The following is a 14,555-nucleotide window of genomic DNA, read 5'->3' as shown; positions in this document are numbered from 1 at the left end:
TATATATATATGCCTTTTTAAAGTATTGAAGGAAATATAATGTATTTGAGATATATTCCTTATTTTTCATTTTTTCAGGAGGAAATCTTATGAAAAAGATTGCAATAGCGTTTCTCGTTATTATGTGTTCGGCATCGGTGGTATATGCCGGCACAACCGGTAAAATTACCGGGACCGTCAAAGATGCAGCCGGGCAGGTTTTGCCAGGAGCAAATGTCGTCGTCCAGGTAGAGGGCATTCTGGTGGGTGCTACTACCGATGCGGACGGACAGTTTTTCATTCTGGCCGTTCCGCCGGGCCTGCATACCGTCAAGGCATCTATGGTTGGATACCACGATGTCACGCAGACCGAGGTTCGCGTGAAAATCGACCAGACCTCAACGCTGAACTTTAGCCTCCGCGAAGAGGTCCTCGCTGCCGAGGAAATGGTTGTTGTGGCCGAACGGCCACCCGTCGAAGTCGATTTGACCGGCAGCAAAGCCGTCATGTCTTCTATCGAACTCGACCGGAGCTTTGTCGCCAATATCAAGCAAGCCGTAGATACGCAGCAGGGCGTCAACTACAACGGCGGCATCCGCGGTGGGTTCGGTCTGGATGTTTCCTATTATGTCGATGGTATGGAGTTGCGCGATGGTGCGTCCAACTCCAACTGGACGGGTATCAACACTTCCACAGTGCAGGAACTGGAGGTCCTGTCGGGAGGGTACAATGCCGAATACGGCCGCGCCAATGGCGCTGTGATCAATATGGTGACCAAATCGTCGAGGACCAGGGTCCACAGTACGCTCGATTACAAAATGCGCCCCGCTGGCATCTATCACTGGGGCGGGCATATTTACGGCCCTGAGCGCTACGAAAACCGCGTGATGAGCAATCCGGACTGGTGGAATAATCACCCCCCACCCGGCTGGTTCGGGACGGGCCACGTCACTGCGGCAGACGAGTATAAGAAGGGTCTTCGCGATAATCGCGATGGCGTGAATACGGCCCTGGCGCAGCACTGGATTATGAACTACCTGACTGCGCCCTGGATACAGGATTTAAAAGAGTACGACAAACGCACGCAGCACGGATATGAAGGCACGCTTTACGGTCCCCTGACCAAGAGGGCTTCTTTTATGGCTTCGGGCAGGTACCAAAAGGGTGTTCCCAAGTATCCTTCCGCCTTGAATTACAACCCGGAATGGAACTTACAGAGTTCCTTGACTTTTGATGTCACTCAGAATTCGAGGGTCAAACTTCAGGGGATGCACGGCGGGTTTAACAATACGGACCAGTTCCGCACGCTGTACGGTTCCAGCGAAGACAACGGTCTGTGGCAGCATCGCAGCGGTGCGCATATTGCGTATCCCTCCAATAGCTGGAAATTTTTCCCCTTTGTGGCTCAGGGCACCCCGAGACCGACCCCCCGAGCGCCCGAATACGTGCGGATGTGGAGCGGACAGGCAAAGTTGACCCATATCTTTGATCCCAGAACATTTCTGGATGTCAATTTGAGCTACTTCTGGTATTTCCGCGAAGCCAATTACAGGCGGGACAATTTGTGGAAGACCAGCCACGCCGCCTATTCGAAGGGCTTTGACTGGAACGAAGTGCTGGTGGAGGAGGAAAACAAGCGCCTGACCAGGGGCCTGCCATTTCACGGCGTTGGCAGAATCTCTGGAATTCCCGGTTGGGGCCTCAACTACCCGGGCGACCACGCTCAGGATTACGCCAAGGCCTATAATTATACCATCAAGGCCGATTTTACCAAGCAGGTAGATGAAGTGCATCAGCTGAAGGCCGGGCTATACGGATCTTACCAGTTTTTCGACCGGTACTTCCACTTCGGATATATCAGCACAGCCTGGGTCACAGATCCGATTGCCCGGGATACCAATCCCTACGAGGGTGCGATCTATATTCAGGATAAGATCGAGACCATGGGCATGATCGTAAACGCCGGGCTGCGGGTGGATATGTACAATGTGAATGCATACGTCAGTGATGATGTCTTCGACCCGCTGCGAATCGATGAGGATACGCCGGGCAATGTCAAACAGAGCGAGATATCCATCGGCGATCCCTATGGGTATAAGAATATTTCCAGTACTGATGAGTTTGCAGAACACACGCCCACGCAGTGGGCGATTTCGCCCAGGATCGGCATTTCCCACCCCATTACAGATAAGACCGTGCTGCACTTTATGTATGGGCATTTCAATCAGCGGCCTTCGTGGCAGAAGATGACCAATACGCCTTTCATGCAACTGAGGCCCTATCCCGAGACTGATCCCATCCTCACACCGCTGCCGGCGGATTACGGACTGAACCATGGATATTCTTATACCCACTGGGCTGGCGCCGGAAATCCCGGCCTGGAGTTCGAAAAAATGATCCAGTATGAGGTCGGCTTTGACCAGAACATCGCCGCTCTGCTCAATCTGGACGTGACCCTGTATTACAAGGATGGCAAGAACCTGACAGCCGCTGGATTTAAGAATGATGAAAGTTTTCTCGCCGATTACGGGACATATACCGGGACGGGCCACCGCCTGTTCCCCGACTTTAACGGCCTGGGGTCCAGGGGACCGGGCAAGAGTGGGAGTCTGGTGGTTAACGGCAATATGTTTTTCCAGGATGTGCGCGGGCTGGAAATAACGATGAATAGCCGCTTCCAACAGTATGCCCATCTCAAGTTCCACTACAATTTATCTTACTCGAATACCGGTATCTATGGACTGCGGAATGTCTATCGCGTTCAGCCGGGTGGCCAGAAGGCGCGTCCGGACAGCCGTCACGGTGCCAATAATAGGGATAAGGGGGTGTCTGGCAGAGATAACGCGTACTGGAACCCCCGGAACAGTGCCAAATTGACGGCTACGGTGTTTACGCCGGTGAATTTCGGACCTGTTTTGGGCGGTTGGAGACCTCTGGGTGATTGGAATGTGAACCTGCATTCCACCTGGAATCAGGGCTTCAAATACACCTACCACTCGCCGGGCGATCCATCTACTGAGCCGTTGAACATGCGGTGGAAACCCATGTGGAATACCAACATGATGGTCTCGAAGGGATTTGACAATATTATTCCGGGCGCGCGAACGGAAATCAATGTCACGGTGATCAATCTCTTTAATCAGAAACAACTGCGTCTCCCAACGGGCAACAATTTGCAGCAATACCACGAGAACGGCAGGCTGCCATTTGTCGTGTATGGCACTGGCGATTTCCGGGAGGAAGAGGACGATGTCTGGCGTTGGTACAACCAGCGGCAGATGCCGCGCGAGGTGATATTTGGCGTTCAGGTGAGGTGGTAGAGCCTTTTATAGCTGAAAGGAGAGGATGATTTATGCGCTCATATTTCAGGCGGTTTAGATGGGTACTGTTGACCTCACTGCTCGGGTTGGCGGTTGCCGCGTCCGCAGTGCGGGCACAGAATGTGAATAACGAGGCCCTGACGCGGGCGAAAATGTGGATGGAATCCTATGAAGCGGGTATCCCGGTTTCGGGCAGTATTGCAGGATGCGGACAGATCTCGTATCCCGGTTATCAGGGGAGTCTCAAAAATTCTTTGAATGGTGCGGGTTCCTGGACCACAGGCTCGGTGCGGGCGGTGCGGAACGACACTGCCTTCGTGCATGGGTTTGATGGGAATCAGTACCAGCCTCCCTGGGTCAGCATCGGCGAACCCACGAGGGTTATTAAGAATTACAATTTTGTCGAAAGGGGTATCCATTTTCCGGAAGAGGTTATGGAGGGGGGGCTGATTTCGAACCATACCGGATGGCCCCCTGGAACCGAAGCGGACAACCTGAAGTATATCCTCAGGTCCCGAAGTATGGTCTGGAGCATTCCCAAATACGACGACTTCGTCATTACGGAATATACGATTATCAATGACGATTTCGCCCCTTTTCGCAATATGTTCTTCATTCATAGCTTTACGGTGCAGGTCACGCGGCAGGGCCGCGTTGGGGAGTTGAAAACCCAGTATGATACCGAGTATATCTGGGATGAAAAACGAGGGGTTTTTGTTTTCTACGATGACAACTCCATTCCGATCAATACCGAGCAGGCAGTCACTTACGACATCGCACCGGGTAATGTCACGGGAGATGTCGGAGATCCGGGCAATATCAAGAGCCAGGGATCAATCGACTATCAGCTCTATTCTCCCCAGGTCGTCGGACACGGATTTGTGGATGTGCCGCCAAATGCGTTCGGCGAGTCCAGGGTACACCACTCAATCACCAATTACGACTGGAGCCTTTCCCCCACTGGCGTACATCCGGCGGCTCCGGAGTCGGAAAACGCAAAATGGGTGTGGGGAGGAGGTCGTCCTAATGTGTTAAACCTCGATAGATTTTCGGATATGCCCAGTCCGTTCGCCTTTTCCCAGTCGAAAATGAGCTATCGAGCAGCCGCACAGGATCCAACGACCTCAGATGGTGGCATATACGAACGGTGGCCGGTCTATGCTATGGGCATCGGACCGTACAATCTGGCCCCTGGAGACTCGATCACATTTACCCGTATCATGTGTGCCGGGGAAATGGACCGCAACCTCGCCATGCTGGGCGGCGAAGCGGCCACGAGACTGATCGACATGGACTTTGCAAGTGAGGTGGAAGGGGCGAGTAATGAACACGCTTCTATCAAGGAATTTCGCAAGAACTGGGACGCGGCAATAGAATTGATCGAAACCAGGAACGCGACGGGTTTTTACACGCCAACTGCTGTTCCTCCACCTACCGTGGGCAATCCGCCCAAGATGCTTTTGGGTGATGAACTGGAAGCGGAGATTTTTAAATCCGAGGAAGGCGGGTCGTTCAAGTCCGGCGTCGAACTCCGGTGGATACCCGTTCCGAGCAATTATGTGGATCCGCTCACGGGCGAAGCCGATTTTGCAGGCTACAAGGTGTATTCGTCCCCCGTCGGCATCGAAGGTCCCTGGGAGTTGCGGGCCACCATCAACAAAGGCCAGGAGAACATTCAGGACGGGCGGGTGGTTTTCCAGCTTGAAACCGATCCCGGCATTCCACTGCGCTATGGCGTGACCAGTTTTGATACGCAGGGATTGGAAAGCGGCATGACGGCTTATACCTACGATTCGATCACGTCGAAGCGAGCACCCTCAAATGATTTTGCAGATGTGCGCGTGGTGCCCAATCCCTTCCGCCAGGTCAGTGGACACCCCGATCCCGGGCAGGCAAAGCGGTTGACATTTGTGAATGTGCCGTCGCAATGTACTATTCGCATCTACAATCTGGCGGGAGATTTGATTCGCACCATCCAGCACGACGATGGATTCGGCGAAGAAGCCTGGGGATCTACCACGGATAACGATTATATGCTCACGCGGTTTTTCCACAATGTGATGCCAGGGCTTTATATTTATCAGATAACTTCTGAAGTGCCCGGACATGAAGGCGAATCTGCTATGGGCAAATTCGTCGTCATCAAATAACCCTGTTACGGATAATTGGAGGACAGACTAATGAATCGCCATTTCTACATCTTATGCGCAATATTGGCCGTGTTCTTCCTGCCGCACAGGGCCAGCGGGCAGACGACCTACGGCGAACAGGAATTTGGTCTGGGCATTTCGCCAGCGCCTTTTGAACGCGTTGGCATGTCCGGCTGGCAATTTCTGAAAATTCCGACCAGCGCCCGCATCGCTGCAATGGGTGGTGTTGCTACCGCCATTAGCCACGGCGATGCCAGTTTTGCATTCAACAATCCGGCTTCTACAACAGATGTTGAAGACTTAGATGTTTTTGTGGGTAGAATCAACTGGATTGCCGATATCGGATACAATGTGGGCAGTGTTGTCAAAAACCTGGACCAATGGGGCTATGTGGGGATCAACGCGACCGCTCTGGATTACGGCACCATGTACCGCACAGAAAATATTGAAGTTCTGGATGCTGCGGGCAGGCGCACTGGCAACGTATCCATCAATCTGGACGAAGGCACATTTAGCGGCGGCAATCTCTCCATTGGCCTGACTTATGGCAGGAAAGTGACAGATCGGTTGCAAATTGGTGGTAATCTGCGCTATATGGAAGAACAGTTAGACGATGTGCAGGGGGCCAAAACAGCCAACTGGGCGCTGGATATCGGCACTGTGTATTACACGGGGATCAAAAGTTTGCGGATTGCAATGGTCGGTCGGAATTTCGGTCCGGATACGCAGTTCTCCGAATACGACGAACGCATCCAGACGCCTCCGGTCAATGTCCGCATGCCTATGTCATTTTCACTGGGTGCAGCTATTGATTTGTTCGAGGATGAAGAAGATCCGCATTTCATGACTCTCGTGGGCGAGTTTGTACACCCGAACGATGGTCGGGAAAAATTGAATTTTGGTGCGGAGTACACTTATAATAATATGGGGATTTTACGGGCTGGATACAGGTACAACTACGATGAGGAGGGGTTGACGATTGGGGCAGGTGTTCGGCACAGTACCGGACAACTGGGTCTGAGGGTGGACTACGCGCTCGTGGATTTCGGGCGGTTGAACTATGTGCATCTCGTAACGCTCGGTATTAGCTATAAGTAGAATCGTTCGAGATTTTCAAATATGCAAACGCCAGTGCAGGTCTTTGTTGCACTGGCGTTTGTTTTTGTCTGCTGTTAGGTATCTGTCAATACCTGACGATCTAAAACGCGCACCTCGGCCTCCAATCGCTCACCGAGGCGATCTTTCTCCAACTCCAAATTGTAGCGCGTCTGCAGATTGAGCCAGAGTAGTATTTCTTTTACGCCTCAGATTCCCTTGATAGGAGCGTTCCGACTCTTTGTAAAACCGCATCCACTATCTCTGTGGGCAAAGGACATATCAACGCTGCATTTCTCGCCCGCCAATCCATATTCTTGACCTGGTCTGAAAGAATAATACCCGTCACATCCAATCCCGCAGGAATGACGACCTCAAAAGGATACCCCTTCACTTGATTGGTAATTGGGCAGAGTATTGCCAAATGGGTCTTGCCATTATAAGCGCCCGGTGAGAGCACAACGGCAGGGCGACGTCCGGCTTGCTCATGTCCTGCTTGTGGATTGAAGTTAATCCAGACCGCATCACCGCGCTGGGGGACGTACTCGTCTGTCTTCACCATATTTCACCGCCTGTCGCAGGTCCAGTATCTACTTCACCGTGTAAGTTGTGTTTCGTCACCTGAGATAGAAGATCGTCCAATTTCAATTTAGACGGCTTCACAGGTTCAATGACCAACTCTTTACCACGTAGCGATAATTCCACTGGTGAATTGGGTTCAAGCCCGATCTGGATAGCGAGTGGTTTGGGAATACGCAGGGCTAAACTATTGCCCCATTTCTGCACACGGGTTTCCATATCTTCCTCCTCTAAATAGTAGATACAATGAAGATACATTGAGACTTAGAACTTATCAAGGCCAATTTTGCATATCGCTCACGCAGTGGCAATGCGCGGTATTGCGTGCCATATACCAATGACAGAAAACTGGACATGACCCGTTTTGGTGGGTACCTTATCAGTAGTTCGCGGTTTGTTATTTCAAAAGGAGAAATACCTATGTCTGAGCCATGTTATTTTATCTCTGCTGGCGAATTGCGCGCGATTATTGGAGACGATACCGATCACGGCGCCGGGCAGGATCAACACAGCGGGGTCTGGTTTTTGACTTCGGTCAAAGACGGTCATACCGCTGTGTCGCAGGGAAATGGGGTGTTGCTTTTCGGCCACCACCGAGGAAGACGGCCTGCGGTGCGGCGGGTAGATGAGACCGCCGTGGAGTTGTTTAAGGAGGCGTCAGAGGCCAATAATTTCGTGGAGACGCGGGGGGTCTATCGACTGGTCCCGCCACACTATATCGACTATGAGATGACTGCCACGGCCCGAGAGGGGCACAGGCCACAGGAAGACTATTCCTTTGGCTGGTGTTGCTATGTCAATTCTCCGCTGGATGGCGGTATTCATTTTATCGAGAAGGGGTTGTGGACCTATTATTATAATCCAATTCACGGACAGGGGGCGATGATTTTTCCGACTGATCTGCCGGTGGATGAACGCGAGCCCTGGGGGCGGGATGCAGCTACGACATTTCTGGATGGGAAGCGGAACTTCAGCCATTCGGATTCGGGACATACTTTCGATTATCCCTTTTATTTTGGCATTATCCGGGGCATGATGTTTTTGATTATGGCGGACGATTATCCGGGGTCCCGGTTCTATCTTTCTCCTTCGGGTGCTGGCGGATCAATTGTTCCGGGGCAGAGTAGCCCCGCGTGGGATTTTAACTGGCAGGTGAACGCGCTTCCCGTGGATGAACCACAGGTGCTCCATGTGCGTGTGGCGTACAAGCGGCTGGAAAAGACAGAGGAAGTTCCAAACGGGTACGCGGCAGACCACGCCTATTGGGAGTTCCAGAAGTTTCGGGAGATTCATCCTATCCGGGGAGCGCGCGATTAAGGGGTTCACTGTCCAGGAGGTTAGAGATGCGACCGCAGAAAGGTCAGGCTCTGGTCCATCCAGTCGGCGTGTTCGGCGCTGCCGGGCGGCAGCCGCAGTTTGATGCAGGCAGTGGTCTTTTCCGGATCGGGAAGCCGTTCGGATAGCATCGGCAGAAGTGTCTCAAAATCGACCGAGCCTCGCCCGATCGGCGTTCCCCAGATTGTCACGTCGTTCGAGCGATGGGGATAGATCTGTACGTCTTTGAATGCCACCGCCACCGCGTGGGGCAACACCACCTTCGCGGCAGCTACTGGTTCTTCGCAGACCGGAAAGGGATTGGCGGTATCGAACGCCATCATCAGGTTCGGGTGGCACACCTTCTCCATTACCGATACCATTTCGTGGCTCCGGTAGTCCAGGTGGGGCAGCAAGGCGAGTTGGATGTCTCTTTCCGATGCCGCTTCTGCCACTGGTCTCAGGTGATCGGCCGCCAGGCGCAACTGGTCGACCAGCGGGGGCTGTCGCGTAAACCGGTTGTGAAGGCTCCCTCTCCCGAAGATCACGACCGTTTTCACCCCGCCGATACTGGCCTGGTCAAATGCCCGCTCTGCCCGCTCTCGCAACCAGATTCCACCCCCGTTAGGCGTTACGAAATCCTCGCTCCAGTAGCCTACCCACGTCACCCCCAGGTCGGCCGCTTTCTCTTTGACTTCCTTCGGATGGTCCGTCCCCGATAGGGGCAGCGGCGCCTCCAGGGCCTTCAGGTCGTATTCTGCGCAGCGGTCCAGCAACCACAATAGCGGCGCCTGCTCGGGGAGAGTGCCGCTGTAGGTTGGCGATGCCAGTCCCAGGATCACTGTTTTTTCCTTTTAAATTTCCAAATGTTAGCGTGTCCGCAAAGTAGGGATGTGACAATAGGGTGTCAACGGAAATCCTCTCTTGTTTTTGCAGATATGACACACTATCTTGCCCCTGGATTCTTTCATTGGACCTCCCTCCTGCGGCGATTTCATCCTATGTGTTAAGGAGCATTCTATGCGACCTATATCCTTTGAAGACGATCTTTCTCGTTTGATCGATCAGGCGCAGCCGTCTCTTCTGTTTGAGGGGAGTACGCCGGAGGATTTTTGCGCCTGGCAGGAGGGGTTTCGAGATGTGCTGACCGGGCTGATTGGCCCGCGGCCCGAACGGGCTGCGCTTTGTCTTGAGTTTGAGGAGGAGATCGATTGCGGTCTGTACGTGCGCAGGCGGATTTCCTATCAGACAGAGTCGGGGGTTTTTGTGCCGGCTTATCTTCTGGTGCCGAAGGGGCTGGCGCAGGGGGATAAAGCGCCGGGTCTTCTCTGTATTCACGGACACGGGCATTTTGGAAAGGATAGCGTGGTTGGGCTGAATGATACGCCCGAGCGGCAGGCTGAGATCGATAAATGTAGTTACGATTTTGGGCACGGGTTTGCAGAACAGGGCTATGTGGTTCTCGCCCCGGATCTTCGTGGGTTTGGAGAGCGCCGGCCCGGCTATCCCGGTCCCAGGACTGATTTTTGTCCCCGGAATTATATGTGTGCTACTTTGCTGGGTACTACTGTGGTGGCGCTCCATCTCTGCGATCTGGAGGCTGCCCTGGATGTTTTACAAGGGCTCGATTTTGTCGATGGGGATCGGTTGGGGTGCGCGGGGCTGTCGCTGGGGGGGCGGATGACGATGATGATTTCGGCATTCGATTCTCGGATTAAGATCGCGGTTCCGTCCGGGTGTATGAATTTGTACCAGGAACGCTATCAGGCTCTGAGTCAGTGCGGCGCGCAGTTGATTCCCGGTCTGCTCCGCTATGGCGATACGCCGGAAATTTTTTCTTTGATCGCGCCCCGGCCTATGGTGATTGAGATTGGGACGCGGGATCGGCTTATTCCCCACGATTGGGCAGCGCGCGGTCTGGCGCGGATTCGGAAGGCGTATCGGGCTGCAGGTGCTATAGAGGATCTGTTTGTGGATCGGTTCGACGGGGGGCATCAGTTCAATATGACCGTGGCCCAGAGGGTTCTGGGAAGGTTGCGCAGAGGATGATGAGTTGGCATTGCGCTTTGGTGAGGTTTGTCGGATATTGTCTGCGCGTGTGAATTGCAAGATAGGACAAAAGTGATGACGCGACTTCAACTTCTCTGTACCGGTACTCCTGCCCCGCTCGCGCACCGCGGCGGCTCCAGCTATCTCGTCCAGACGGGTGACGAAACCCTGATCTTCGATTGCGGTCCGGCGTCGGTGCGGCGCATGCTCGAAGCGGGTCTCGCTCTGCCCTCGATTGACCATTTATTTCTGACCCATTTGCACTACGACCACTGCATTGATTTTGCCTATCTGGTGCTGACGCGTTGGGATCAGAGCGTCGGCCAGATACCGGAGTTGCAGGTGTACGGCCCGGCGCCAACAGCGCATATGGCACACCGGTTGTTTTCTGCCGATGGCGCCTTTGGTCCGGATCTGGCGGCCCGCACTTTGCACCCGGGCAGCCATTTTGTGTACGAGGCGCGCGGCGGCACTATGCCGCGGAAGAGGCCCAATCCACAGGTGCGCGAGGTCGGTTCCGGAGATCGGATTGAGACCGATAATTGGCAGGTCGATGTGGCAGAGGTAGTACACGTGCAGCCCCAACTCACCTGTCTGGCATATCGTTTGACCACACCTGATGGTACCATCGTATTCGGCGGGGACACAGCGCCAGTGGATCGGCTTACGGATCTGGCAAGAGGTGCGGATGTGCTGTTGCACATGTGCCACTTTATCAATGGCGCGGTCGATGACGAACGTCTGACGAGTTGCTGTTCCGGTCATCTCGATGCGGCGACTACGGCGCGGGATGCCGGCGTCGAGACGCTGGTTCTCGTTCATTTGACGGAGCAGTTGGAAACGCCCGGCGTGCGGGAGCGGGTGCTGCACGAGGTGGGGGAAGTTTTCGACGGTCAGGTGATTCTCGGAGAGGATCTGCTGGAGGTGCCGATGGGTACTATTGATACGGAGCCTGTGCGATGAACAATGCTATGGAGATTCTTACTGATCCCGACGTGTGGGTGCCGATGCGCGATGGGGTGCGGATGGCGGCACATGTGTTCCGTCCCGATGCGGAGGGGCGCTTTCCTGGAATTTTGCTGCGCACGCCATACGGCCGTCCAAAGTCCGGATTTGAGCGCTATGTGCGCGCCGGTTACGCCGTGGTGAGTATGGATTCGCGCGGGCGCTACGGGTCTGAGGGCGATTGGGTTCCGTTTACCGAGGTGCATACGGGGGATGCCGAAGATGGTTACGATTCTGTGGAGTGGCTGGCGGCGCAGCCGTGGTGCAATGGTAGGATCGGTACTCTGGGAGCCTCTTATAATGCCTGGATGCAGTGGCAGTTGGCCAAATTGCGCCCGCCGCATCTGGTAGCGATGTGTGCGTACACCATTCCACTGGAATTGACAGAGGTGGATTGGCCGGGCGGGTTTCGCCCGGGACGGCGTATCAAGTGGTGGCTCACTTCCATGGCTCCAGACCTTCGGCGACGCCAGGGATTGCCGCCGCCGCACACGCCAGCGGAGGCGCTGCAGGAATGGAACGAGGATGTCGAAAAACAATGGCTTGACTACCTTCCGTGGCTCGATTTTCCGCGCCACTTGCCGCCGGGGCTGGCGGAGTACGCGAGAGACTGGCTGGCGCATCCAAACCGGCGGGCATGGCGGTTCGACGAGGTACACGGGGAAGTTGCGGTGCCAAATCTCGATTTCAGCGGCTGGTATGACCACTGCAATGGCTCGATGCGGCATTTGCAACTGATGCAGCGCAACGGCCGCACCGAGCAGGCGCAGTCGCAGACAAAGCTGATCGCGGGTCCGTGGAACCATCCGAGTCTCGGTCGCCAGCAGGTGGCGGGGTTTGACTTTGGTCCGGATGCCGAGGTCGATTTGCCTGGCATGATCATCCGTTGGTTCGACTACTGGCTCAAAGAAGACGACAATGGTATTGATCGCGAGCCAGCAGTGCGCTATTTCGCGATGGCGGGTAAGGGAGGATATTGGCGCGAGGCCGATACCTGGCCGCCGCCGAATACGACACCGCGTGCGTATTTGTTGAGTAGCGATGGCAATGCCGGATTTGGCGGCTCCGGGCGGCTCTCTGCCGACGGTGGAAATGACGGTGTTGATCGTTTCGACTACGATCCTCGCGATCCGGTGCCAACCTTGTGGACGAAGGAGTTGTTTACGGGTCCGTCGGATCGGCGCGTGTTGGAGGATCGCGATGATATTCTCTGCTACCGCTCTGCGCCTCTGACTGAAGCCGTGGAGGTTGCCGGCTATCCAGAGGTTGTTCTCTATGTCAGTTCGTCAGCGCCAGATACGGACTTTTTTGCGCGTCTGGTGGATGAGTACCCGCCCACAGACGGGGACCAGGCGCCCGCGCTGGAGATGTGCTATGGCATGGTGTGTGCGCGTCACCGCAATGGCCTTGATATTGAAGAGCTGTTGGGATTGGGAGAGGTGGTGGAATTGCGCATCCAACTCGGTCCAACAGCCTGCCGTTTCGAGCCGGGCCATCGCATTCGCCTGGAGATCACATCCAGCGATTTCCCCAACCACGACCGCAATCACAATACGGGAAGGAACGATCTGGCTGATACCGAGCTGGTGAGGGCGACGAATGCCGTACATCACTCGGCAGCCCACCCTTCGCGACTCGTGCTCCCCACTATTTCCCACCCGACTGCCGACTGAGCACATCTATGTCCCAATCCGGATCGGCTTCCCGCACGCCTGCAACTCCCATAGATCAGACGCCTGTTCTGCCCCAGGTCTGGGCTATTGCCTGGCCCGTGGTGGCGGCTTCGATGCTCGATGCCATGGAGGGTCTCATCGATATTTCCATGGTCGGGCAGCTGGGTCCGGCTGCGATTTCAGCGGTGGGGCTCAGTCGGCAAATTCTGTTTTTGACGATGGTGATGGCGATGTCGATCAGCACCGGGTCGCGTACTCTGGTTGCCCAATTTTACGGGGCTGAACGCCACGAGGATCTCAGTCATACGGCGCAACAGGCGATTCTGATGGGGGCACTGCTGGCCGTTGTCATGGCCTTGCTCGGGGGCTTGATCGCCCGTCCGACGTTGATTTTGCTGGGTGCACAGCCAGAGGTGCTCGGCCATGCCGTGCCGTTCCTGCGCATCTACTTTGCTGGCGTCATTTTTATGATGCTCAATTATCTCATCAGTGCGATTTTTGGCGGTGCTGGCGATACCCGAACGCCGTTAAAAATTTCGTGTCTTATTATAATTTTGAAGCTTCCCCTCACCTATGGCTTGATCTTTGGCGCCTGGGGGCTGCCGCAGATGGGGGTTTGTGGTGCTGCAGTTGGTACGCTCGCGTCGCGGGCTGTGGGTTGTGTTGTGGGTTTCTGGTTGCTTACTTCCGGGCGCTCGCGTGTGCATATGCGCTGGACCTGGCGTCTGTCTTTTAACCGCGATATTATCGGGCGGATGATGCGAATCGGGGTGCCGGCGGGAATTCAGGGTTTTTTCCGCAATGGCGCTCGTATCCTGTTTTATCGGGTGGCGAGTTGGACCTCGCAGCCCACGACTGCGGTCGCCGCGCTGACGATTGGGCTGCAGATGCGGATGATCGGCATTATGCCGGCTCTGGCTTTTGGCGTAGCGGCAACTGCTCTGGTTGGCCAGCGGTTGGGCGCAAAGCAAATACCGCAAGCGGAACGCTTTGGAGCAAGTGCGATCCGGCTCTGCATGGTGTTTATCGTTGTTTGCGCCATTATCATTTGTGCCTTCGCCCGGGAAATCGTCGATTTATTCACCGATTCGGTAGCCGTCATTGATATGGGCTATGTCATGCTCTGGTTTTTTACGATTGCACAGGTTTTCTCAGCGTTGTCCATCGTGTCCGCAGGCGTTCTGGCGGGTGGCGGTGAGACCAGGCCCCCGCTCTACTACACGATTTTGGCGCAATGGGTGGTTATGCTGCCGTTGTCCTATGTTCTGGCTTTTCTGTTTGGGATGGATACCCTCGGCATCTGGATTGCCTGGCTGATTGGCGGCATCATCCAGGGCGTTCTGGTCTGGGCGTCCTATCTAAAGGGTAGATGGAAACAGACAGTGATATGA

Annotated in this window: 11 protein-coding genes; 8 read left to right on the top strand and 3 right to left on the bottom strand. The window is 54.8% G+C overall.

The window, feature by feature from the left end:
* The first annotated feature begins 89 nt into the window (after positions 1 to 89).
* From F4Y39_05000 to F4Y39_04990, 3 genes are read left to right on the top strand one after another with little or no spacing between them, the layout of a single operon-like run.
* A complete protein-coding gene (locus F4Y39_05000) occupies positions 90 to 3,299 on the top strand; it encodes a TonB-dependent receptor plug domain-containing protein (protein ID MYC13068.1) in 3,210 nt (1,069 codons plus the stop codon).
* Positions 3,300 to 3,331: 32 nt separating this feature from the next.
* On the top strand, positions 3,332 to 5,449 hold the full coding sequence (locus F4Y39_04995; GenBank protein MYC13067.1) for a hypothetical protein: 2,118 nt from the start codon (positions 3,332 to 3,334) through the stop codon (positions 5,447 to 5,449).
* Between the two features lie 30 nt (positions 5,450 to 5,479).
* Entirely contained in the window at positions 5,480 to 6,547 is a 1,068-nt protein-coding gene (locus tag F4Y39_04990) for a UPF0164 family protein (protein MYC13066.1), read from the top strand.
* Between the two features lie 199 nt (positions 6,548 to 6,746).
* On the opposite strand, the gene mazF is transcribed toward F4Y39_04990, so the two are convergent.
* Complete coding sequence (gene mazF / locus F4Y39_04985; GenBank protein ID MYC13065.1) at positions 6,747 to 7,106, bottom strand: endoribonuclease MazF; 360 nt, start codon at positions 7,104 to 7,106, stop codon at positions 6,747 to 6,749.
* Positions 7,100 to 7,342: an AbrB/MazE/SpoVT family DNA-binding domain-containing protein gene (locus F4Y39_04980; GenBank protein ID MYC13064.1), complete on the bottom strand. Its 243-nt coding sequence runs from the start codon at positions 7,340 to 7,342 to the stop codon at positions 7,100 to 7,102. The genes mazF and F4Y39_04980 overlap by 7 nt, the downstream gene beginning before the upstream one ends.
* Before the next feature lie 201 nt (positions 7,343 to 7,543).
* Between F4Y39_04980 and F4Y39_04975 the strand changes: the two genes are divergently transcribed.
* Positions 7,544 to 8,440 (top strand): hypothetical protein, encoded by an 897-nt coding sequence (locus F4Y39_04975; GenBank protein MYC13063.1) that lies wholly within the window; start codon positions 7,544 to 7,546, stop codon positions 8,438 to 8,440.
* 20 nt (positions 8,441 to 8,460) lie between these two features.
* On the opposite strand, the gene F4Y39_04970 is transcribed toward F4Y39_04975, so the two are convergent.
* Positions 8,461 to 9,279 (bottom strand): sugar phosphate isomerase/epimerase, encoded by an 819-nt coding sequence (locus F4Y39_04970; protein MYC13062.1) that lies wholly within the window; start codon positions 9,277 to 9,279, stop codon positions 8,461 to 8,463.
* A 178-nt stretch (positions 9,280 to 9,457) separates the two neighbouring features.
* Here F4Y39_04970 and F4Y39_04965 point away from each other — a divergent pair, with 178 nt between their 5' ends.
* The 4 genes from F4Y39_04965 to F4Y39_04950 all read left to right on the top strand — a co-directional run bounded on the left by F4Y39_04965 (position 9,458) and on the right by F4Y39_04950 (position 14,555).
* Positions 9,458 to 10,486 carry a hypothetical protein gene (locus F4Y39_04965; GenBank protein ID MYC13061.1) on the top strand — a complete coding sequence of 343 codons (1,029 nt, stop codon included), beginning with the start codon at positions 9,458 to 9,460 and terminating at the stop codon, positions 10,484 to 10,486.
* 75 nt (positions 10,487 to 10,561) lie between these two features.
* Positions 10,562 to 11,449 (top strand): MBL fold metallo-hydrolase, encoded by an 888-nt coding sequence (locus F4Y39_04960; GenBank protein ID MYC13060.1) that lies wholly within the window; start codon positions 10,562 to 10,564, stop codon positions 11,447 to 11,449.
* A complete protein-coding gene (locus F4Y39_04955; GenBank protein MYC13059.1) occupies positions 11,446 to 13,164 on the top strand; it encodes a CocE/NonD family hydrolase in 1,719 nt (572 codons plus the stop codon). Before F4Y39_04960 ends, F4Y39_04955 begins: the two co-directional genes overlap by 4 nt.
* Before the next feature lie 8 nt (positions 13,165 to 13,172).
* A complete protein-coding gene (locus tag F4Y39_04950) occupies positions 13,173 to 14,555 on the top strand; it encodes an MATE family efflux transporter (GenBank protein MYC13058.1) in 1,383 nt (460 codons plus the stop codon).

This window comes from Gemmatimonadota bacterium (assembly GCA_009838845.1).
Classification (GTDB): Bacteria; Latescibacterota; UBA2968; order UBA2968; family UBA2968; genus VXRD01.
This window is presented reverse-complemented; position numbering and strand designations above follow the sequence as displayed.

Coding starts and splice junctions, on each gene's coding strand:
- F4Y39_05000 (MYC13068.1), top strand. CDS start 90: ATGAAAAAGATTGCAATAGCGTTTCTCGTTATTATGTGTTCGGCATCG.
- F4Y39_04995 (MYC13067.1), top strand. CDS start 3,332: ATGCGCTCATATTTCAGGCGGTTTAGATGGGTACTGTTGACCTCACTG.
- F4Y39_04990 (MYC13066.1), top strand. CDS start 5,480: ATGAATCGCCATTTCTACATCTTATGCGCAATATTGGCCGTGTTCTTC.
- mazF (MYC13065.1), bottom strand. CDS start 7,106: ATGGTGAAGACAGACGAGTACGTCCCCCAGCGCGGTGATGCGGTCTGG.
- F4Y39_04980 (MYC13064.1), bottom strand. CDS start 7,342: ATGGAAACCCGTGTGCAGAAATGGGGCAATAGTTTAGCCCTGCGTATT.
- F4Y39_04975 (MYC13063.1), top strand. CDS start 7,544: ATGTCTGAGCCATGTTATTTTATCTCTGCTGGCGAATTGCGCGCGATT.
- F4Y39_04965 (MYC13061.1), top strand. CDS start 9,458: ATGCGACCTATATCCTTTGAAGACGATCTTTCTCGTTTGATCGATCAG.
- F4Y39_04960 (MYC13060.1), top strand. CDS start 10,562: ATGACGCGACTTCAACTTCTCTGTACCGGTACTCCTGCCCCGCTCGCG.
- F4Y39_04955 (MYC13059.1), top strand. CDS start 11,446: ATGAACAATGCTATGGAGATTCTTACTGATCCCGACGTGTGGGTGCCG.
- F4Y39_04950 (MYC13058.1), top strand. CDS start 13,173: ATGTCCCAATCCGGATCGGCTTCCCGCACGCCTGCAACTCCCATAGAT.